Source organism: Streptomyces millisiae (genome assembly GCF_031845425.1).
Classification (GTDB): domain Bacteria; phylum Actinomycetota; class Actinomycetes; order Streptomycetales; family Streptomycetaceae; genus Streptomyces; species Streptomyces millisiae.
The window spans coordinates 40776-59029 of the sequence record NZ_JAVREM010000008.1 but is presented as its reverse complement, the minus strand read 5'-3'; the positions used below and the strand labels follow the sequence as shown (position 1 = coordinate 59029).

Here is an 18254-nt window from a genome sequence, read left to right as displayed (position 1 = left end):
CGGCTTCGGCCGGCACCGGTCCCGTCCCGGTCCCGGTCGCTCCGCTAGCGGCCGAGGCCGGCCAGGGCCACGGTGGCGGCGCGGGCGACGAGGGCGTCGTCGCGTTCGGCGTTCTCCTGGTCCCGGCTGGACATGACCGCCATGACGACGGGGTTGCCGCCGTCGGCCGGCCACAGCACGGCGATGTCGTTGCGGCCGCCGTAGCCGGCGGTGCCCGACTTGTCGGCGACGGTCCAGTCCTCGGGGACGCCGGCGTGGATCAGGGTCTCGCCGGTGGTGTTGGTCGCCATCCAGGTGGTGAGGAGCTCGCGTTCCTCCCGGTCCAGCACGTCGCCCAGCAGGTAGGCCCGCAGGTCGCCGGCGAGCGCGCGCGGGGTGCTGGTGTCGCGGACGTCGCCCGGGGTACCGTCGCTCAGCTCCGGCTCGACGCGGTCCATCTCGGTGACGTCGTCGCCGAGTTCCTCCAGCGCCGCCTCCAGACCATCGGGGCCGCCCAGCGCGTCGAACAGCAGGTTGGCCGCCGTGTTGTCGCTGTACCAGAGGGTGGCGGCGGACAGCTCGCGCAGGCTCATCCCGGTCCCGACGAAGTTCTCCGTCACCGGCGAGTTGGGCACGATGTCGTCCTCCGAGTAGGTGACCACCTCGTCCATGCCCTCGACGCCGTACCGCTGGAGCGTCGCACCCACCGCGAGCGCCTTGAACGTCGAGGCGAACGCGAACCGGTCGTCCGCCCGGTAGGCGACCTCCCGGCCGGTGCCGGTGTCCAGCGCGTACACGCCGAGCCGCGCGTCGAACTCCTCCTCCAGCTCGGCGAACCCGCGCTCGGCGTCCGCCGTGGACGCCGGCGCGGCGGCCGGCGCCTCGACGGCGCGGGTGGGCTCGGCCTGCTGGCCGCAGGCCGGGAGCGCGACGAGCGCCAGCACGCCGGCCACCCGGGCGACGGTGCCCCGGCGCGGGCGAAGCGGATGGGTCATGGCTGAACCTCCAGGTTGTCGAGGGAGTTCGGCGATCGGTGGCCGGGGGAGAGCCCCGGCGAGGACCACCCTCCGGCGGGCCGGGGCGCGCGGTCCAAGACGCCGGCGCGCGGTTCCATGCCGGATCGGCATAGTCGGGCTAGGGCCTAGAGGGCGCTCAGGAAGTCGGCGGCGACCGGGCCCGCGTCGCTGCCGCCGGAGCCGCCGTCCTCCAGGACCACGGCGAAGGCGAGGTCGCGCTCGCCGAGGAAGCCGATGATCCAGGCGTTGGTGGACAGTTCGCCGTCCTCGTCGGCGAACTCGGCGGTGCCGGTCTTGCCGTGCGGCTCGCCCGGCACGCCCGCCAGCGCGGCGGCGGAGCCGGCCGTGACCGTCTCGCGCATCATCGACCGCAGCGCCTGGAAGGTCTCCGGGGCGAGCTCGGCGGACGCCTGGTGCGGCTCGTCGACGGCGGCCGGCACCAGCACCGGCTGGTGGAAGGCGCCCTGCGCGACCGTCGCGGCGACCGAGGCCATCACCAGCGGGCTGGTCTGCACCCTGGCCTGCCCGATCAGCGAGGCGGCCAGCTCGTTGTCGCTCTCGGCGACCGGCACCGAGCCGTCGAAGGTGGCCGCGCCGACGCTCCACTCGCCGCCGATGCCGAACGCCTCGGCGGTGCGGCTCAGGGTGTCGGGCGCGAACCGGTCGCGGTGGTCGATCAGGGCCGTGTTGCAGGAGGCGGCGAACGCCTCGCGCAGCGTGGTGTCCGGGCCGAGCTCGAACTCGTCCTGGTTCTCGAAGGACTGCCCGTCGACGGTGACGGTGCGCGGGCAGCCGAGGACGTCGTCCGGCGTGGCGCCGCCCTCCAGCAGCGCCGCGGCGGTCACCACCTTGAAGGTGGAACCGGGCGCCAGCTGCCCGCGCAGCGACCGGTCGAAGCCGTCGAGCGGCCAGTCGGCGGCGGCCAGCACATGACCGGTCGAGGGCCGGATCGCCACGATCGCCCCGGCCCGCCCGGCGTCCTCCAGCGCGGCCTCCGCGGCGGCCTGCGTCGCCGGGTCGATCGTGGTCTCCACCGGGCTGCCGTCCGCGCCGCCCTCCCAGGCGTGGAGCGTCTCCACGGCCGCGCCGGACGCCCGGTCCGCGACCACCACGGCCGCCGAGCCGGCGCCGGACAGCTGCTCGTCGTACCGCTGCTGGAGGCCCGAGACGCCGGCCCCGGTCTCCGGGTCGAGCGCGCCGACCACGGCCCGCGCGGAGTGCGCGAGCTGCCGGGTGCCCTCGACGGACTCCAGACCGGGCACGGCCCGCAGCGCGTCGGCGTGCTGCTGGAAGACCTCGTCCCGCAGCGTCACCACCGCGACGGCCTGTTCCGGCTCGGCCGCCGCCACCCGGTCGGCCAGCGCGTCGGTGTCGATGCCCACGTCCAGCGCCTCCAGCGCCGCCCAGGCGGCCGCCGGTTCGGTGAGGTCCGCCGGTCGGACCGCGATGTCCCACACGGCCGATGGGCCGGCCAGCGGGCTGCCGTCGGCGGCGAGTATCGGCGCGCGCTCGGCCTCCTCGGTCGTCAGCACCAGGGTCTGGCCCTCGGCCAGCTCGGGGTGGACCAGCGCCGACTCCCACGCCACCAGCCAGTCCGCACCGTCACCGTCTCCGGGGCGCATCGGCGCCGTCGACTCGTACGACCACGCGCCGAGCCCGGGCAGCGTGAACGTCGCGGTGAACGGCACGACCAGGGCCTCCGCGTCGCCCTCGGCGGCCGCCTCGCTCGGCTCGGGCTCGCCGGTGAGGGCGAACTCCATCCGCTCCGGACGGGTGTTCTCCCGCACGGACTCCAGCAGCGACCGCGCCGCCTCGGGGTCGTCGGTGAGCCCGGCCGCCGCTGCCAGGTCGTCGGCCGCCCAGGCGTCCAGGAACCGCCGCGCCCCCTCGGCCGCCGCGTCCCCACCGCCTCCGTCCCCGTCGTCCCGGCGCAGCGCCAGCGTCACCACCACCGCCGCCGCGAACACCGCCACCACGAGCGCGAGCACGCCGCCCACCCGGGCGCCCCCGCGCCATCGGCCGTTCCGTCCCATGCCGATCCTCCGCTCTCTTCTCCGGGTCTCCCCGTGTCGCCCACCCTCCGGCGCCGTGGCCCGTGGCGTCCAAGCCCTGAACGCGCGGTTCCATGCCGCTTTGGCATACTGTGGCGCCATGGATCTGGTGGGGGCGTGCCGCGCGTTCGTCAACGTGAGCGAACGCGGCAGTTTCACGGTCGGCGCGGCGGCGGCCCGGATGGCGCAGTCCGTCGCGAGCCGCCGCATCGCGGCGCTGGAGCGGCACCTCGGCGAGCGACTGCTGGAGCGGTCCTCCCGCCCGGCCGCGCTCACCCCCTTCGGCCGGGACATCCTGCCGCTCGCCGCCCAACTGGTGCGGGTCGCCGACCGCCTCGAACACGAGGCCGAGGCCGTTCGGCACGCGCCGCTGCGGCTCGCCGTCCCCGACACCTGCCCCACCGGCGCCCTGGCCCACTTCATCGCCGACGCGCGCGGCCACGGGCTGCGCCTCGACCCGCGCCCGGGGCCGCCCGCCGAGCGCGCCGACCTGCTGCGGTCCCGCCAGGTGCGCGCCGCCCTGCTGGCGCTGCCGCCCGCCGAGGCGACGTGGACCGTCCCCCTCGGCCTCGCCGTCGCCGCCGACCCCGGCGGCGGGCCGATCTACCTGGACACCCTCCGGCCGGGGCGCGTCGACCGCGACCGACGCCCCCGCCGCGTCTGGTTCCAGTCCGAGGACGACGTGCCCCACGTCAGGGACGGCCTCACCCGGCTGCGTGACGCCGTCGGGCTGCGCCCGGCGCAGCTCGCCGCCGCGCACTCGGTCGCCGCCGCCACCGCCGACGTGCTGAGCCACGGTGACGCGCTGCTGTGCTCGCCCGCGCAGGCCGGTGAACTCCGCCTCCACTGGCGGCCGATCGGCGAGCTCGACGCCGGCTTCGGCCGTGGCTTCTCGCTGGTCGTGGCGGACGAGACGGACGCGGACGCGCTCCGCGTCCGGCAGGTGTGCGGGCGCGGGATCGCCCGCTGTCTCGGCGCCACCGCCGAGCAGGCGGTCGAGACCGTCGAGGTGGTGTCGTGACCACCGGAACCAGCCGGGTGCTCAGCGAACTGCGCGGCATGCTGCGGGACGGCGGGCTGCGCGGCTCGTTCCTCGTCCGCGACCTGGAGACGGGCGACGAGCTCGGCATCGACCCCGACATCGACTTCCCCGTCGCCTCCCTGGCGAAGGTCCCGCTCGCCCTGGCCACCCTGGAGCGCGTCCGGCGCGGCGAGCTCGACGGCGCCACCCAGATCGAGGTCCAGCCCGGGCGCAGCACGGTCCCCGGGCCGACCGGCCTGAGCCGCTTCCGCCACCCGGCCCGCGTCGCCGTCGACGACCTCCTCCACCTCGCCATGGCCATCAGCGACAACGTCGCCGCCGACGCGCTCTTCGCGCTCACCCCGCCCGCCGAGGTCGGGGCGATCCTGGACGGGCTCGGGCTGCGCGGCATCGCGGTCCGCCACACGATGGGGGAGTTCACCGACACCCCGTGGGAGCACTTCCAGGGGCCGGACGCGCACCTCGCCCAGGCCCTCGCGATCGACGCCGGCACCGCCGGGCGGGGCCACCGGCTGCCGCAGTTCGACGTGTCCCGCACCAACGCCGGCACGGCGCGGGCCTTCATCGACCTCCTGCAGGCCCTGTGGACCACCCCGTCCCCGGTCCACCCCGACGTGGCGGCGGGCGTGCGGAGGCTGATGGCCGACAACCTGCTGCGCCAGCGCCTCGCCCCGGACTTCGTCTCCGACACCTCCACCTGGGCGTCCAAGACCGGCACCCTGCTCAACCTTCGCCACGAGGTGGGGGTGGTCAGGCACGCCGACGGCCAGACGTACGCGGTCGCCGCGCTGACCGAGTCCCGGGTGGCGGCGAGCATCCAGCCCGCCGCCGAGGCGCTGATGGGCCAGGTCGCCCGCCGGCTGCGGGACGAACTCCGCGCCGCCTGAAGCCCTTCGCGCTACCCGGGCGGGAGGCCGGCGTAGGCGCGCAGCGCCTCGCGCTGCCGCGGCAGGCCCCAGGCGTCGACTATCTCCAGGAAGTTGACCCAGCTCCGGGTGTGCTCGTCCAGCTCGGCCAGCACGCCGACCAGGCGCCGCTGCCCCGGAGTGAGCTCGGCGAACGGCGGCAGCGGCGTCGGCCGCTCGTCGCCGAAGGCCAACCGGAGGGCCGCGGCGGCGACGGGGAAGACGGCCGGACCGCTGGCGGCGGCGGCCAGCCCGTCCGTGGCCGCGCTCAGCGTCTCGTCCGGGTGGCGGTCGGCGAGCAGGGTGAGGCTGGCGGCGGAGTAGCCCCGCAGGTCGCCCTCGTGGAAGGGCACGCCGGTCGCGCCGCTGCTCGGCGGCTCCGCCTGGGCGGCGGCCAGCTCGGCCAGCACCGCGGCGGCGTCCCGCGCCGGGTGGCCGAGGCGGGCCAGGGCGGTGGCGGCGGCCCAGCGCACCACGGCCTCCCCGGCGGCGAGGCGGGGGCGGAGCCGGGCGGCGAGGGCGGCGTCCCCCGGCGTGCCGAGCAGCCCGACGGCCACCAGCGCGGTGGCCGTGGCCCCCGGATCGGTCTCGCGCTCCAGCAGGCCGAGCAGCGCGGGCAGGGTGCCCGCGGCCTCCTCGGGGAACCAGCCGAGGACATACGCCGCGCCGGCCCGCACGCCGGGATCGGCGTCCGCCAGCAGGGCGGTGACGGCCGGCACCTCGCCGCGCACCGCGTCGTACGCCGCCAACTCGGCGGCGGCCGCCCGCTGCTCGTACGCGCAGTCGAACATCTGCCGGCGCCACTCCCGCGCCCGGCGCTCGCCCTCGTCGGGCGCCTCGGCCACGAAACGGTCGAACTCGGCCAGCACCTCGGCCGGGTCCCGCGCGACGAACTCCGCCACCCGGCTCCGCCAGCCGGCCGTGTCCACGCCGCCCGGCAGGTGCGCCTCGTCGTAGCCGATGGCGAGCCCGGCCAGCAGCCCGAGGACGGCGTCACGGTCGGCCAGCGAGGTGTCGGCCGCGATCCGGGCCAGGAACGGCACCGCGTGGGCCGTGGCCTCGTAACGGCTGCCCTGGTGGAAGATGTTGGTGTACAGCTTCCCCAGGGCGCCGAGCCGCTCCTCCTCGTCCGCGGCGCACAGCGCCCGCAGCAGCCCCGGCACGTCGGCGGCGGAGCCGTAGGCGTGGCCGAGCGCGGCCCAGTCGATCGTGTCCAACCCGGCCAGCGGGTCCTTCGCTTCGGTCGTCACGCCTCGCACTGTCGCACGCGCCACTGACAGCGGCGCCCGGGCAGGATGGTCGCTTGACTCTCACACCGTGTGAGACGGTCGACTCGGAGACGTCATGTTCACCATCGGAGACTTCGCCAGGCACGGCCGCGTGTCGGTCCGGATGCTGCGCCACTACGACGCCACCGGGCTGCTGCGGCCGGCCCATGTCGACCCGGCCACCGGTTACCGCTACTACACCGCCGCCCAACTCGCCCGCCTCAACCGGGTCATCGCGCTCAAGGACCTCGGCTTCAGCCTCCAGCAGGTGCGGGACATCATCGACGAGCGGGTGGGCGTCGAGGAGCTGCGCGGCATGCTCCGGCTGCGGCGGGCCGAGCTGGCGGCCACCATGGCCGAGGCGGCGGCGCGCCTGACGCGGGTCGAGGCGAGGCTCCGGTCGATCGAGAGCGAGGGGCACATGCCCACGAACGACGTCATCCTCAAGCCCGTGCCGGCCGTCCGGGTGGCCGAGCTGACCGCGACCGCCGCCGGCTACGAGCCGGAGGACATCGGCCCGGTCATCGGCCCCCTCTACGACGAGCTGTTCCGCCGCCTGGACGCGGCGGGGATCGCCCCCACCGGTCCGGGCGTCGCCTGCTACGAGGACGCCCCAGAGGGCGGCGGCCGGATCCTCGTCCACGCCGCCGTCCAGGTCTCCGCTCCCCTCCGCGAGGACGGCGACTTCGTGGTGCGCGACCTGCCGCCCGTCGAGCAGGCCGCGACCATCGTGCACCGGGGCTCCATGGACACGGTGCTGCCCACCGCCCAGGCCCTGGCCCACTGGATCGACGCCAACGGCCACCGGTCGACCGGGTACCCGAGGGAGGTCAGCCTGGAGTGCCCGGAGAACCGCGACGACTGGGTGACGGAGCTCCAGGCTCCCGTGGCCCGGGCCTGACGGGCGCTCAGTCCTCGCCGACGACCGACAGGTCGTCGCCCAGGGCGGCCGCGACCGCGGCCGCCCTGGCGTGGTCGTCGAGGCGGCGGGTCAGATAGGCGCAGCCGTGGCCGTGCCGCAGCGACCACCAGGCGGCCGAGCCGCCGATGCCGCCCTTGGCGATCTTGCCGCGGTCCCGGATCAGGCCCAGGGTCCAGGTGAGCCGGGTGCCGAAGACCTCGTCGAAGCCGGTGACCTGGGAGGCGAGGAGCTCGGCGTGCAGCTCCTGGCCGAGCAGCTCGCGGACCGGTCCTGCCTCGTCGGTCAGCTCGGCGAAGAACCGGGCCATGGCGGTCGCCGTGGTGTGCAGGTTGACCGCGCCGAAGACGGCGCGCCGGAAGTCGTTCGCGTTGACGCGGCCGGTGTCGAGCGCCCCGTCGGGTATGCGGAGCCAGGGCGCCGCGTGCAGCCGCTCCGGCCAGTCGGGGTGCGCGTACTCCAGCTCGGCGACGCGGCCGAGCTCGGCCTCCGGCACGCCGAACCAGGCGTCGAGCCGGAGCGCCGGCCGCACCACGCCGTCGAACAGCTCGCCCAACGTGGTGTCGGCGGCGGCCCGCAGCACGCCGTCGACGAGGTGGCCATAGGTCAGGGCGTGCTCCCCGAGCCCCTCGCCCGGCGGGTACTCGGGCGCGGCCTTCTCGAGCGCCGCCCGCAGCCCGGCGTCGTCGAGCAGATCGAGCCCGGCCGCCTCGGCCGGGAAACGCGGCTGCCCGGCGCGGTGCACGAGGATCTGCCGCAGCGTGGTGCGGTCCTTGCCACGCGCCCCGTACGCCCGCCAGTGCCGGGCGACCGGCTCGTCCAGCGCGATCGCGCCGTCCCGGACGGCGACCAGCGCGGCGAGCGTCACAAACGTCTTCGACAGCGAGTACGGCATCACCAACGTGTCGTCCCACCACGGCCGTTGACGCCCGGCGTCGGCCCACCCACCGCTGAGCCGCACCACCTCCCGCCCGCCCCGCCACACGGACACCCCGGCGCCGGTCTCCCGCCCCTCGTCCACCAGCCCCTGGAAGACCTCCCGCACCTGCTCGTATCCGGCCTCGACGAATCCCTCGACGTTGCTCACCGTGTTCCCCTCCCGGTCGGCGACGGCTCACGCGTGCACCGAATATATACCGGGTGGGGGTATGTGTCGCCATAGTTGTCGCGCAGGCGTCGCCCGGTCCGGCCCAGGTGTCACCGGTTGATCGCCGGGGGTAGCGTTTCTGGTGTCAGGTCAGATCGGAGGCAGCCGGGAGCGGGCCTCGTTGATCTCGGCCTCGTGGCGCACCGCCCAGTCGGCCAGCGTCGAGAGCGGCTCCAGCAGGGTGCCGCCCAGCGGGGTCAGGCTGTACTCCACGCTCGGCGGCACGGTCGGGTGCACCTCCCGCCGCACCAGGCCGTCCGCCTCCAGGGTGCGCAGAGTGCGGGTCAGCATGCGCTGGCTGATGCCCTCGATGGAACGGTGCAGCTCGTTGTACCGGTGCGGGCGGCCGCCGAGCAGGATCACCAGCAGCATGCTCCACTTGTCGCCCACCCGCCGGAACACGTCACTGACGGGGCAGGTGGCGAACTCGTCGGCCGGTACCGGGCGCGGCAGCTCGTGGGCGAGTACCGACGGGACCGAGGGCACATCGGTGTGCGTACCGGACATCAAACTGCCTTCTTTCGGCGCTCGGCGGGGCGGTTGAGGATCGGACCAGTCGATGCCGAGCCTATGGAGGACACCGTGCCGGGCCAACCACGAAAGACCGTGATCATCAGCGGTGGGACCACGGGCATGGGCCGCGCCACCGCCCTGGAGCGGTTGGCCCGTGGGGACCGCGTCATCGTGATCGGCAGTGACCAGGACAGGGGCCGCGCCCTGCTCGCCGAGGCCGCCAGCACCGAACTCCGTTTCATCCGGGCCGACCTGTCGTCGATCGCCGAGGTCGAGCGGGTGGTCGCGGACATCGCCGAACGGTATGAGGCGGTGGACGCGCTGGCGTTGTTCGCCAACCGGGTCAGCCCGAGGCGCAAGGTGACGGCGGACGGTCTCGAGTTCACCTTCGCCCTCTACTACCTGAGCCGCTACCTGCTCAGCCACCGGCTGCGCCCGCTGTTGGACGCCGCCCCGGCGCCCGTCGTCGTCAACGTCGCGGGCGTCGGCAACACCTCCGGCCGGATCGAGTGGGACGACCCCCAACTGACGCGCCGCTACGGCCAGGTGCGCGCCCAGCTCCAGGCGGGCCGGGCCAACGACCTGCTGGGCGTGGCCTTCGCGGCACGGGGTGAGGGCAAGGCTCGTTACGTCCTCTACCACCCCGGTTTCACCCGCAGCGGGGTCGACGGGCACCCGAGCCGCGTGGTCCGCGGCGCGCTCCGGTTCCTGGGGCGGCTCTTCGCCCGCCCCGTCGCCGAGTCGGTGCGGCCGATTTTCGACTGGATCGACCACCCGCCGTCGGACCCGCTCACGGCCGTCGACCGGGGCAGGCGGCTCGACCTGTCCCTGAGGACCCTCGACCCGGACGACGCTGCCCGGCTGGCCGAGTACACCGAGGAGTTGCTGCGCGGGCGCTGAGGCTCAGTCGGGTGATATGCCTTGACAGGTATATACGTCGGGCGGAATATGAGCGGGTGATCGCTGATCCCTTCGTGGTGCTCGCCGAGCCGACGCGGCGCCGGATACTCGAGGAGTTGCTGACCGGCGAGCGCGGCGTCAACGAGCTGGTCGAGACGCTGGGCCTCGGGCAGCCCGCCGTGTCCAAGCACCTCAGGGTGTTGCGGGAGGCCGGCTTCGTGTCCCGCAGAACGGAGGCTCAGCGGCGCGTCTACCGGATCGAGGTGCGCCCGCTGCGGGACGTGGACGAGTGGCTGCGGCCGTATCGCGCCCTGTGGGACCGGCACCTCGACGCGCTCGAACGCCACCTCGACTCCCTGGAGTAGCCATGCCCGACGACGCCTACCAGCCGAGCCCGCTCGTCCCCGTCGGCCGCGAGGCCGTGGGCGACCGCTGGACGCTGGTCTTCACGCGTGACCTCGCGCACCCCGTCGCGAAGGTGTGGGCCGCGCTGAGCGAGCCCGACCAACTCGCCGCCTGGGCGCCGTACACCGCGGACCGTGACCTCTCCGCCCCCGGAGAGGCCACCCTCACCATGATCGACGGCGACAGCCCTGAGGACCTGAAGGCCACCGTGCTGCGGGCCGAGCCGCCCGCGCTGCTCGAGTACTCCTGGGGCGAGGACGTGCTGCGCTGGGAGCTCACGCCCACCGCCACCGGCACCCGGCTCACGCTGCGCCACACCGTCGCCGACCGCGACGGGCTCGCCCAGGCGGCGGCCGGCTGGCACCTCTGTCTGGACGTCGCCGAGCGGCTGCTCGACGGCGCCCCCATCGCCCCGATCCGCGGCATGGCCGCCCTCGACTTCGGCTGGGAGGCGCTGCGGGACGGCTACGCCGAGCGGCTGGGGGACTGACGGCGCGGCTCAGGCTTCCGCCGGGTGGGTGCCGAGCCGCTGGTGGACGAGGCGGGCCAGGTGCCGCAGGTCGCGGCCGGCGCCGATCAGCTCGGTGGGGGAGACCCGGATGTCGAACCGCTCCCTGGCCCGGATCAGGAACTCGGCGCTCATCAGCGAGTCCATGCCGAGCTCTTCCAGGCGGCGGTCCGGGGAGAGCTCGGCGCGGTCGGCGTGCAGGACGGTGGCGAGGAGCCCGGCCAGTTCGTCGGTGATGGCGCGCTCCGCGTCGTCCCGGGGCATGGCGGCCAGTGAGCGCAACAGCTCCGCACGGCCGTCCTCCGCCTCGGCGGCGCCCGGCGGCACGAGGTGTGTGAAGCGCGGGGTGGCGAGGAGGGGCAGCAGGCGGCGGGTGCGGGCCCAGTCGTGGCGGCCGACGCCGGCGACGGGTGGCCCGGCGGCCCCGGCGGCGAGCAGCGGCTCGACCGCGGTCAGGGCCTCGGCCGGCGGGAGGGGCGTGAAGCCGAGGCCGGCCATGGTGGCGCCGAGCTCGTGGCGGGCGACGAAGCCGGCCTCGGCGATCGGGCCCCAGGCGATGGCCGTGCCGGCGTGGCCGGCCGCCCGGCGTGCCCTGGCCAGGGCCTCCAGGTAGGCGTTGCCCCCGACGTACGGCGCCTGGCCGAGGTTTCCGACGGCCGCGGTCACCGAGGAGCACAGCAGGAACAGGTCCACCTCCCGGTCGGCGGTGAGCCGGTGCAGCACGGCGGCGCCGGCCGCCTTGGGGGCGAGCACCGCGCGGACGTCGTCGTCGGACAGCTCCGCGAGCGGCGCGTCGCGCAGCAGCATCGCGCCGTGCACCACGCCGCGCAGCCGGTGGCCGCCGCCGTCGACGGCCGCGATCACCCGCGCCATGGCCGCCTCGTCGGTCACGTCGGCCGCGAACGGGGTGGCCACCACGCCACGCGCCGCGAGCCGCCCGAGCACCGCCGCGGCCTCGGGCGCCGCCGCGCCGCGCCGGCTCACCAGCGCCAGGTGGCGGGCGCCGCGGTCGGCCAGGAACTCGGCGACGGCCGCGCCGAATCCGCCGAGGCCGCCGGTGACCAGATAGCTGCCGTCCGGGTCGAGCGTGAGCGCGGCCGGCGCCGCCGCCACGGGCACCGGGCCGTCGAGCGGGTCGAAGGAGACCACCACCTTGCCGACGTGCCGGGAGTGCTGGAGCAGCCGGAACGCCTCCGCCACCCGGGCCGCCGGGTAGACGGTGTGCGGCAGCGGCCGGTAGGCACCGGACCGCAGCCCGTCGGCGACGGCGGCGAGCAGCGGCCCGGTGAAGGCCGGGTCCTGGGTCAGGGCGGCGAGGTCGACGCCGAAGAACGCCAGGTTGTGCAGGAAGGGACGCAGGGCGAGCGGCGTGTTCCGCAGGAAGTCCTGCTTGCCGAGCTCCACGAACCGGCCGCCCGGGCGCAGTAGTTCGAGGCTGCGGGCGAGCGCCTCGCCGCTCAGCGAGTTGACCACCACGTCGACGCCCCGGCCGCCCGTCAGCTCGTGGACCCGCGGGGCGAACTCCAGGGTGCGGGAGTCGAGGACGTGCTCCACGCCCAGGGCCCGCAGCAGGTCGCGCTTGGCCTCGGTGCCCGCGGTGGCGATCACCCGGGCCCCGCACGCCTCCGCGTGCTGCAGCACGGCGAGGCCGATGCCGCCGGCGCCGCCGTGCACCAGCACCGTCTCGCCGGGCGCCAGCCTGGCCTGCCGGGCCAGGCTGTGGTGGACCGTGCCGAGCACCACCGGCAGGGTGGCCGCCGCCGCGTCGCTCATGCCCGCCGGGATCGCGCCCACCGCGTGCGCGGAGGCCACGGCGTGCGAGGCGAGCGAGGCGGCGGCGAGGCCGAAGACCCGGTCGCCCGGGGCCCAGCCGGTGACGCCGGGACCGACCTCGGTGATGACGCCGGCGCACTCCATGCCGAGCCCGGCGGCGGTCGGCGTGGACTCCACGGCCTCGGCGGGCAGCAGACCGTTGGCCTGGAGGGTGTCCCGGTAGTTCAACGCGGCGGCCCGCACCGCGATCAGGATCTCGCCCGGGCCGGGGCGGGGCCGGGCGCGCTCCCGCCAGGCGAGCCGGTAGCCGGGCCCCGGATCGTGGACCGTCAGCGTGAAGCAGCGCCCTGGGTCGGCCGGGACGGCCGGCTCGCCAGCGGGCCGCTCGGTCTCCCGGGGCACGAAGCGGCCGCCCCTGGTGAGGACCACCTCGTCCTCGGCTTGGGCGTCCGGGGAGAGCAACTCGGCGGCGAGGCGGCGGGCGTCGGCCGCCGGATCGCCGCGCCGGTCCAGGCTGATCCGGCGGACCGTGAGATCCGGCCGCTCGTTCGCCAGGGTGCGGGCCACGCCCCAGATCGCCGCGTCGGCCGGCTGGGCGGGCCGCTCGGGCGCCGGGAACAGCCCGCTGGGCCGGGTGACCAGGCAGACGGTGGCGGCTCCGCCGGTATCGCCGAGCGGCCTGTCGGTCAGTGCCCGGAGCGCGGAGGCGCGCCGGGTGGTCAACGCGGCGGTTCCGTCGGCGTCGTCCCTCGCGTCGGCCTCGCCGAGCAGGAGGACGACGGCCGGTCCTCCGACGACCGACGATTGCCCGGCGGCCGGCCCCCCGGTGGTCGCCGGGCCGTCGGTGGCCGGCGGCGCGGTGGATGGCTCGGCCAGCGCCAGCGACGGCGGCTCGGGCCATCCCCCGTAGGGGACCACCGCGCCGTCGAGCAGCGCGGCCAACTCCCGGGCCAGCGGCTCCTCCTCCGTGGTCTCGGCGGCCACCAGCCAGCCGGCGCCGGCTCGGACGCGTGGCGGTGCGGCCGGTTCGGTCCCGGTCCGCTCGGCGGTGGCCCGCCGGCCGCCGGAGGCGACCAGCACCGAACAGCCGCCGCCGGGGCCGGCGTTGGCGGTGACGCGGACGACGCCGTCGAAGCCGCACCGCTCCAACAGGGGCGGCCACGCCTCGCCGGCGAGCAGCGGCGACTCGGGGCGCAGCGCCTGGTCGCCGCGCTGCCAGAACGCGTCGAGCGTGCCGAAGAGCGCGGCCAGCGGCACCAGTTCGTCCGACTCGACCGCGAGCAGCCGGCCGCCGTCGGCCAGCAGCCGGCCGATCCGCCGCAGGGTGGCGGCCAGGTCGGTGGCCCGGCGCAGCGCGTGGGCGGCGACCACCAGGTCGAAGCCGCCGGCCGGCAGGCCCCCGGGGGTCTGCTCGGCGCCCGGGTCGAAGGTCAGGTGGTCGACGAAGTCGTGGGCGGCGAGCCGGTGTCGGGCGCGGGAGAGGGCGCTGGCCGAGGCGTCGGTCAGTGTGTACCTGGTGCGCTCGGGCGGCAGCACGGGAAGCAGGGCGGCGGCGAGTCCGCCGCTCCCGGCACCGAGCTCCAGCACCCGCAGCGGCCGGTCGGCCGGCCAGTGCCGCACCACCTCCGTCACCACGGACCTGAGGACGCCGTGGGTGAAGCGGCTCATGGGGCCGACGTCGTGGAACTGCTCGACCCTGGCGCGCTCGGCGGCCAACAGTTCGGCCGGGTCGGCGGCGCCGCGCAACAGGGCCGGCAGGTGCTGGAGTTGGCGGGTCAGCAGCCCGGCCTCCGCGGCCGACGCGGGGTGGTCGAGCAGCAGCCGGCGCAGCGGCCCGGCGGTGTCCGGCGGCGGCCCGGCCGCCAACCGCCAGCGCCCGTCGGGCAGTTCGGTCGCCAGGCCGTGCCGGGCCAGCAGCGGCAGCAGCACCCGCGCCAGCCGGCGGTGCTGGGGCAGCAGCCCGCCGGCGACGAGCTCCGGCATGGTGAACGGCGCGCCGGGCTCGGGCAGCAGGCCGGCGAGCGCCGCCGCCCAGCACCGCGCCGTGACGTCGAGGGCGGCCGCGCGGAAGCCGGCGTGCCCGCCGCTTTCGAGCGCGCCGCGCAGCGCGTCGATCCGCTGGCCCGCCGCCGCGACCAGCTCGGCGGGCGAGGGCAGCGGCGGCGCCGGGTCGGCGGCGCCCGGGAGCGGGGCCGCGCGCAGCACCGTGCGCCGCACCGTCAGCGGCGCCCGGTCGAGACCGGGCAGCCGCCGCAGCCGGCAGCCCGCCACCTCGAAGGACACCCGCCCGTCCTCGTCGGCGACGGTGACGTCCCAGCACACCTCCTGCGCGGTGCGGCTCCGCTCGCGCACCAGCAGCAGCCCGGACGCGGCGGGGGAGCGCCACACCCGCACGGCGTCGAACCCGGTGGGCAGGAACGCCGCGTCGGCCGGGCCGCGGTCGTCGAGCAGCGGCAGGCCCGCCTGCAGGGCCGCGTCCACCACCACCGGATGGGCCTGGTAGCCGGCCACCGAACCCTCGAACCGGTAGCCCGCGAGCACCTCGCCGTCCCCCGACCACAGCTCCCGCAGCGGCCGGAAGGCCGGCCCGTAGCCGAGGCCGAGGCGGTCACAGGCCGCGTAGTGCGCGGCGGCGGCCACCGGTCGGCGGCAGCGCTCGCGCGCCGCGGCCGGGTCGATCGGGGGCGGCGGATCACCGAGCAGCGCCCGGACCTGGGCCCGCGCCACCGGCTGCCGCTCCGCGCCGCGGCCCTCACTGGCGCTGATGCTCAGCGTGCCGTCGTCCGGGGTGACGGCCGTCTGGAGCCGGGCGCCGGCCGGTTCTGGCCAGCCCAGCGGGAGCGGCCTGACGATCCGCAGGTGGCGGACCTCGGCCGCCGCGCCGAAGGCGAGGCGCCCGGCGGCCAGCGCCATCTCGACATAGCCGGCGGCCGGCATCAGCACCGCCCCACCCACCACGTGGTCGCCGAGCCACGGCACCAACTGCGGCTCCACCTGGCCTTCCCACACCGGGTGTGGCGCCGGCAGCCGCTCGCCGAGCAGCGGATGGTCCAGGAGCCCGCTGCCGCTGGTGCGCACCACGTGGTCCCGCGGGGAGCCGTGCCAGTGGCGCTCCCGCTGCCAGGGGTAGGCCGGCAGGTCCACGACCCGGCCGGCACGGGGGAAGTGGACCGACCAGTCCACCTCGCCGCCCGCGGCGAGCAGGGCCGCGACCGCCGCCGCCAGCTCCCGGGGGCCGTCGCCCGCGCGGCGGAGGGTCGGCACGTGGCAGGCGTCGGTGCGGCGCAGGTAGGGGCCGAGCACCGGGTGCGGGCCGATCTCGACCAGGATGTCGGCCCGCTCGGCGAGGACATGGGCCACCGCCTCGGCGAACCGGACGGGCTCGCGCACGTTGCGCCACCAGTAGCCGCCGGTCAACTCGCCGCCGGGGAGCGGCGATCCGGTGACGGTCGAGACGAACGGCACCCGGGCGGCGGTCGGGGCGAGCCCGGCGAGCGCGGCCCGCAGCGGGGCCGCGATCGGGTCCATGGCCCGGCTGTGGAAGGCGTAGTCCAGGTCGAGCTCGCGGAAGAAGACGCCCGCCTCGGCCAACTCGGCGCCGAGCGCGGCCAACGCGTCGGCGTCGCCGGCCACCGTCACGTCCCGCTCGCCGTTGACGCCGGCCAGCTCCAGGGCGCCGCCGTGGCGGGCCAGCGCCGCGCGGGCGGCCGACTCCCCGAGGCCCACCGCGGCCATCCGGCCGCCGCCCGCCGTGGCGCCCTGGACCCGGCCGCGCTCGGCGATCACCAGGGCCGCCTGCTCCAGGGAGAGCGCCCCGGCGGCGTGCGCGGCGGCCACCTCGCCCACGCTGTGCCCCAGGACGACCGCCGGCCGCACGCCGGCGGCCCGCAGCACCGCCGTCAGCCCCGACTGCACGGCGAACAGTGCCGGTTGGGCCACCTCGGTGCGCCGCCAGCGGGCCGGGTCGGGCTCCGCCAGCTCCTTGGCGACCGACCAGCCCAGGTGCGGGGCCAGGGCCGCGTCGGCCTCGTCGACCGCGGCCCGGAAGACGGGCTCGGCGGCCAGCAGGTCGGCGGCCATGCCGGGCCACTGCGAGCCGTTCCCCGAGTAGACGAAGCAGACCGCCGCCCGGTCGGCGCGGTGGACCCGTGCCCCGCGCGCCGGCTCGTCGGCGAACAGCCGGTCCAACTCCTCGGCCGCCGCCCGCGGATCGTCCGCCAGCACGGCCGCGCGGTGCGGATGGGCGGCGCGCCGCAGGGTGCTGGTGTGCGCCAGGTCGTGGAACTCCTCGGCGGGCGCCGACCGCAGCCGCGCGGAGACGCGGGCGGCGAGCTCGCGCAGGGCGTTCGCCGAGCGCGCCGAGACCACCACGGGCAGCCGCCCGTGCCCGGGGTGCGGCGCCCGGGGGGCCGGCGGCGGCGGGGTGAGTACCACGTGGGCGTTGGCGCCGCCGAAGCCGAAGGAGTTGACCCCGACCGCGGCGCGCGTCGTCCCCGGCAGCTCGACGGGCTCCACGGTGGGTGCCAGGCCGAGGCCGGCGAAGTCGATCGCCGGGTTGAGCGGGGTGGCGTGCAGCGTGGCCGGGGCGAGGCGGTGCCGCAGCACCAGCAGCGCCTTGAACAGGCCCGCGACGCCGGCCGCCGGCTCCAGGTGGCCGAGGTTGGACTTGACCGAGCCGATCGGCAGCGGCCCGCGCTCCCGGTGCCGCCCCAACGCCCGCCCGACCGCGGCCGCCTCGGCCGGATCCCCGACCAGCGTGCCGGTGCCGTGCGCCTCGAAGTACACCAGGTCGTCGGGGCCCACGCCGGCCCGCTCGTAGACCGCGCGCAGCAGCGCCTCCTGCGCCCGGGAACTGGGCATCGCCAGGCCCCGGGTGCGGCCGTCGCAGTTGGCGCCGGTGGCGGCGATCACCGCGTGCACCCGGTCGCCGTCGGCCAACGCGTCGGCCAGCCGCTTGAGGACGACGACGCCCGCGCCCTCGGCCCGCACGAAGCCGTCGGCCTCGGCCGAGAAGGCCGCGCACCGGCCGCGGCGCGACAGCATCTCGGCGTGCGAGAAGCCCGTGAACCCGGCCGGGCTGAGCAGCACGTTGACCCCGCCGGCCAGGGCGGTGCGGCTGGTGCCGGCGGCCAGGGCCTGGCAGGCGCGGTCGATCGCGACCAGCGCGGAGGAACAGGCCGTGTCGATCGCCATGCTGGGGCCGCGCAGGTCGAGGAAGTACGACAGCCGGTTGGCGGTGATGGCGAGCGCGCCGCCGGTCATGGTGAAGGGGCTGACGTGCTCGCCGATGGCGAGCTGGAACTGGAGATGGGTGGTGTCGGACGCGCCGACGAAGACGCAGGTGTCCGAGCCGGCCAACGACTCGGCCGGGATGCCCGCGTCGTCCAGCGCCTCGACGGCCGTCTCCAGCAGCAGCCGCTGCTGCGGGTCGATCCCCGCCGCCTCCCTGGGGGAGATGCCGAAGTACCCGGCGTCGAAGGAGGTGATGTCGTCGAGGAAGCCGCCGACGCCCGAGTAGCCCCGGCCGGGTCGCCGGGCGCCCGGATCCACGAACCTGGCCCGGTCGAAACGGTTCTCCGGGATCTCGCCGACGACATGGCGACCGTCGAGCAGCGTCGTCCAGAGGCCGGCCAGGTCGACGACGCCGCCGGGCAGCCGGCAGCCGGCGCCCACCACGGCCACCGCCTCGCTCTCCTGGTCCAATGCCAGCCCCTCCCGTCGTGGCTCGGGCGGTGTCACCGCCTTCGTCCGGATTACCCGAACCGGCGGCGGCCAAGCGAGATTTACCTCTATCAGGTGATATATCAAGAGAGAAAGTCTCATTGGGG

Annotated in this window: 12 protein-coding genes; 6 read left to right on the top strand and 6 right to left on the bottom strand. The window is 76.4% G+C overall.

The window, feature by feature from the left end:
- Positions 1-44: 44 nt before the first annotated feature.
- On the bottom strand, positions 45-974 hold the full coding sequence (gene bla / locus RNC47_RS10285; protein ID WP_311597578.1) for a class A beta-lactamase: 930 nt from the start codon (positions 972-974) through the stop codon (positions 45-47).
- Between the two features lie 146 nt (positions 975-1120).
- Positions 1121-3028: a penicillin-binding transpeptidase domain-containing protein gene (locus RNC47_RS10280; protein ID WP_311597577.1), complete on the bottom strand. Its 1908-nt coding sequence runs from the start codon at positions 3026-3028 to the stop codon at positions 1121-1123.
- A 118-nt stretch (positions 3029-3146) separates the two neighbouring features.
- Here RNC47_RS10280 and RNC47_RS10275 point away from each other — a divergent pair, with 118 nt between their 5' ends.
- On the top strand, positions 3147-4067 hold the full coding sequence (locus tag RNC47_RS10275; protein WP_311597575.1) for a LysR family transcriptional regulator: 921 nt from the start codon (positions 3147-3149) through the stop codon (positions 4065-4067).
- A gap of 38 nt (positions 4068-4105) precedes the next feature.
- On the top strand, positions 4106-4975 hold the full coding sequence (locus RNC47_RS10270) for a serine hydrolase (RefSeq protein WP_311597730.1): 870 nt from the start codon (positions 4106-4108) through the stop codon (positions 4973-4975).
- Between the two features lie 11 nt (positions 4976-4986).
- Here the strand turns inward: RNC47_RS10270 and RNC47_RS10265 are convergent, their stop codons facing one another.
- Positions 4987-6243, bottom strand: coding sequence for a HEAT repeat domain-containing protein (locus RNC47_RS10265; protein WP_311597573.1), 1257 nt, complete (start codon positions 6241-6243; stop codon positions 4987-4989).
- 94 nt (positions 6244-6337) lie between these two features.
- Between RNC47_RS10265 and RNC47_RS10260 the strand changes: the two genes are divergently transcribed.
- On the top strand, positions 6338-7162 hold the full coding sequence (locus tag RNC47_RS10260; protein WP_311597571.1) for a MerR family transcriptional regulator: 825 nt from the start codon (positions 6338-6340) through the stop codon (positions 7160-7162).
- Positions 7163-7169: 7 nt separating this feature from the next.
- Here the strand turns inward: RNC47_RS10260 and RNC47_RS10255 are convergent, their stop codons facing one another.
- Entirely contained in the window at positions 7170-8267 is a 1098-nt protein-coding gene (locus RNC47_RS10255) for a serine hydrolase domain-containing protein (protein WP_311597569.1), read from the bottom strand.
- 150 nt (positions 8268-8417) lie between these two features.
- On the bottom strand, positions 8418-8834 hold the full coding sequence (locus RNC47_RS10250; RefSeq protein ID WP_311597567.1) for a winged helix-turn-helix transcriptional regulator: 417 nt from the start codon (positions 8832-8834) through the stop codon (positions 8418-8420).
- Positions 8835-8897: 63 nt separating this feature from the next.
- On the opposite strand from RNC47_RS10250, the gene RNC47_RS10245 reads away from it, so the two are divergent.
- Genes RNC47_RS10245 through RNC47_RS10235 form a run of 3 tightly spaced genes read left to right on the top strand, consistent with a single transcriptional unit; the run spans position 8898 to position 10635 of the window.
- Positions 8898-9740 (top strand): SDR family NAD(P)-dependent oxidoreductase, encoded by an 843-nt coding sequence (locus tag RNC47_RS10245; RefSeq protein ID WP_311597565.1) that lies wholly within the window; start codon positions 8898-8900, stop codon positions 9738-9740.
- A gap of 56 nt (positions 9741-9796) precedes the next feature.
- The gene (locus RNC47_RS10240; RefSeq protein WP_311597564.1) at positions 9797-10105 is read left to right on the top strand and encodes an ArsR/SmtB family transcription factor; all 309 of its coding nucleotides are present in this window, start codon (positions 9797-9799) and stop codon (positions 10103-10105) included.
- A gap of 2 nt (positions 10106-10107) precedes the next feature.
- Positions 10108-10635, top strand: coding sequence for an SRPBCC family protein (locus RNC47_RS10235; protein ID WP_311597563.1), 528 nt, complete (start codon positions 10108-10110; stop codon positions 10633-10635).
- A 9-nt stretch (positions 10636-10644) separates the two neighbouring features.
- Here RNC47_RS10235 and RNC47_RS10230 read toward each other — a convergent pair whose 3' ends face one another.
- On the bottom strand, positions 10645-18129 hold the full coding sequence (locus RNC47_RS10230; RefSeq protein WP_311597561.1) for an SDR family NAD(P)-dependent oxidoreductase: 7485 nt from the start codon (positions 18127-18129) through the stop codon (positions 10645-10647).
- Positions 18130-18254 lie beyond the last annotated feature (125 nt).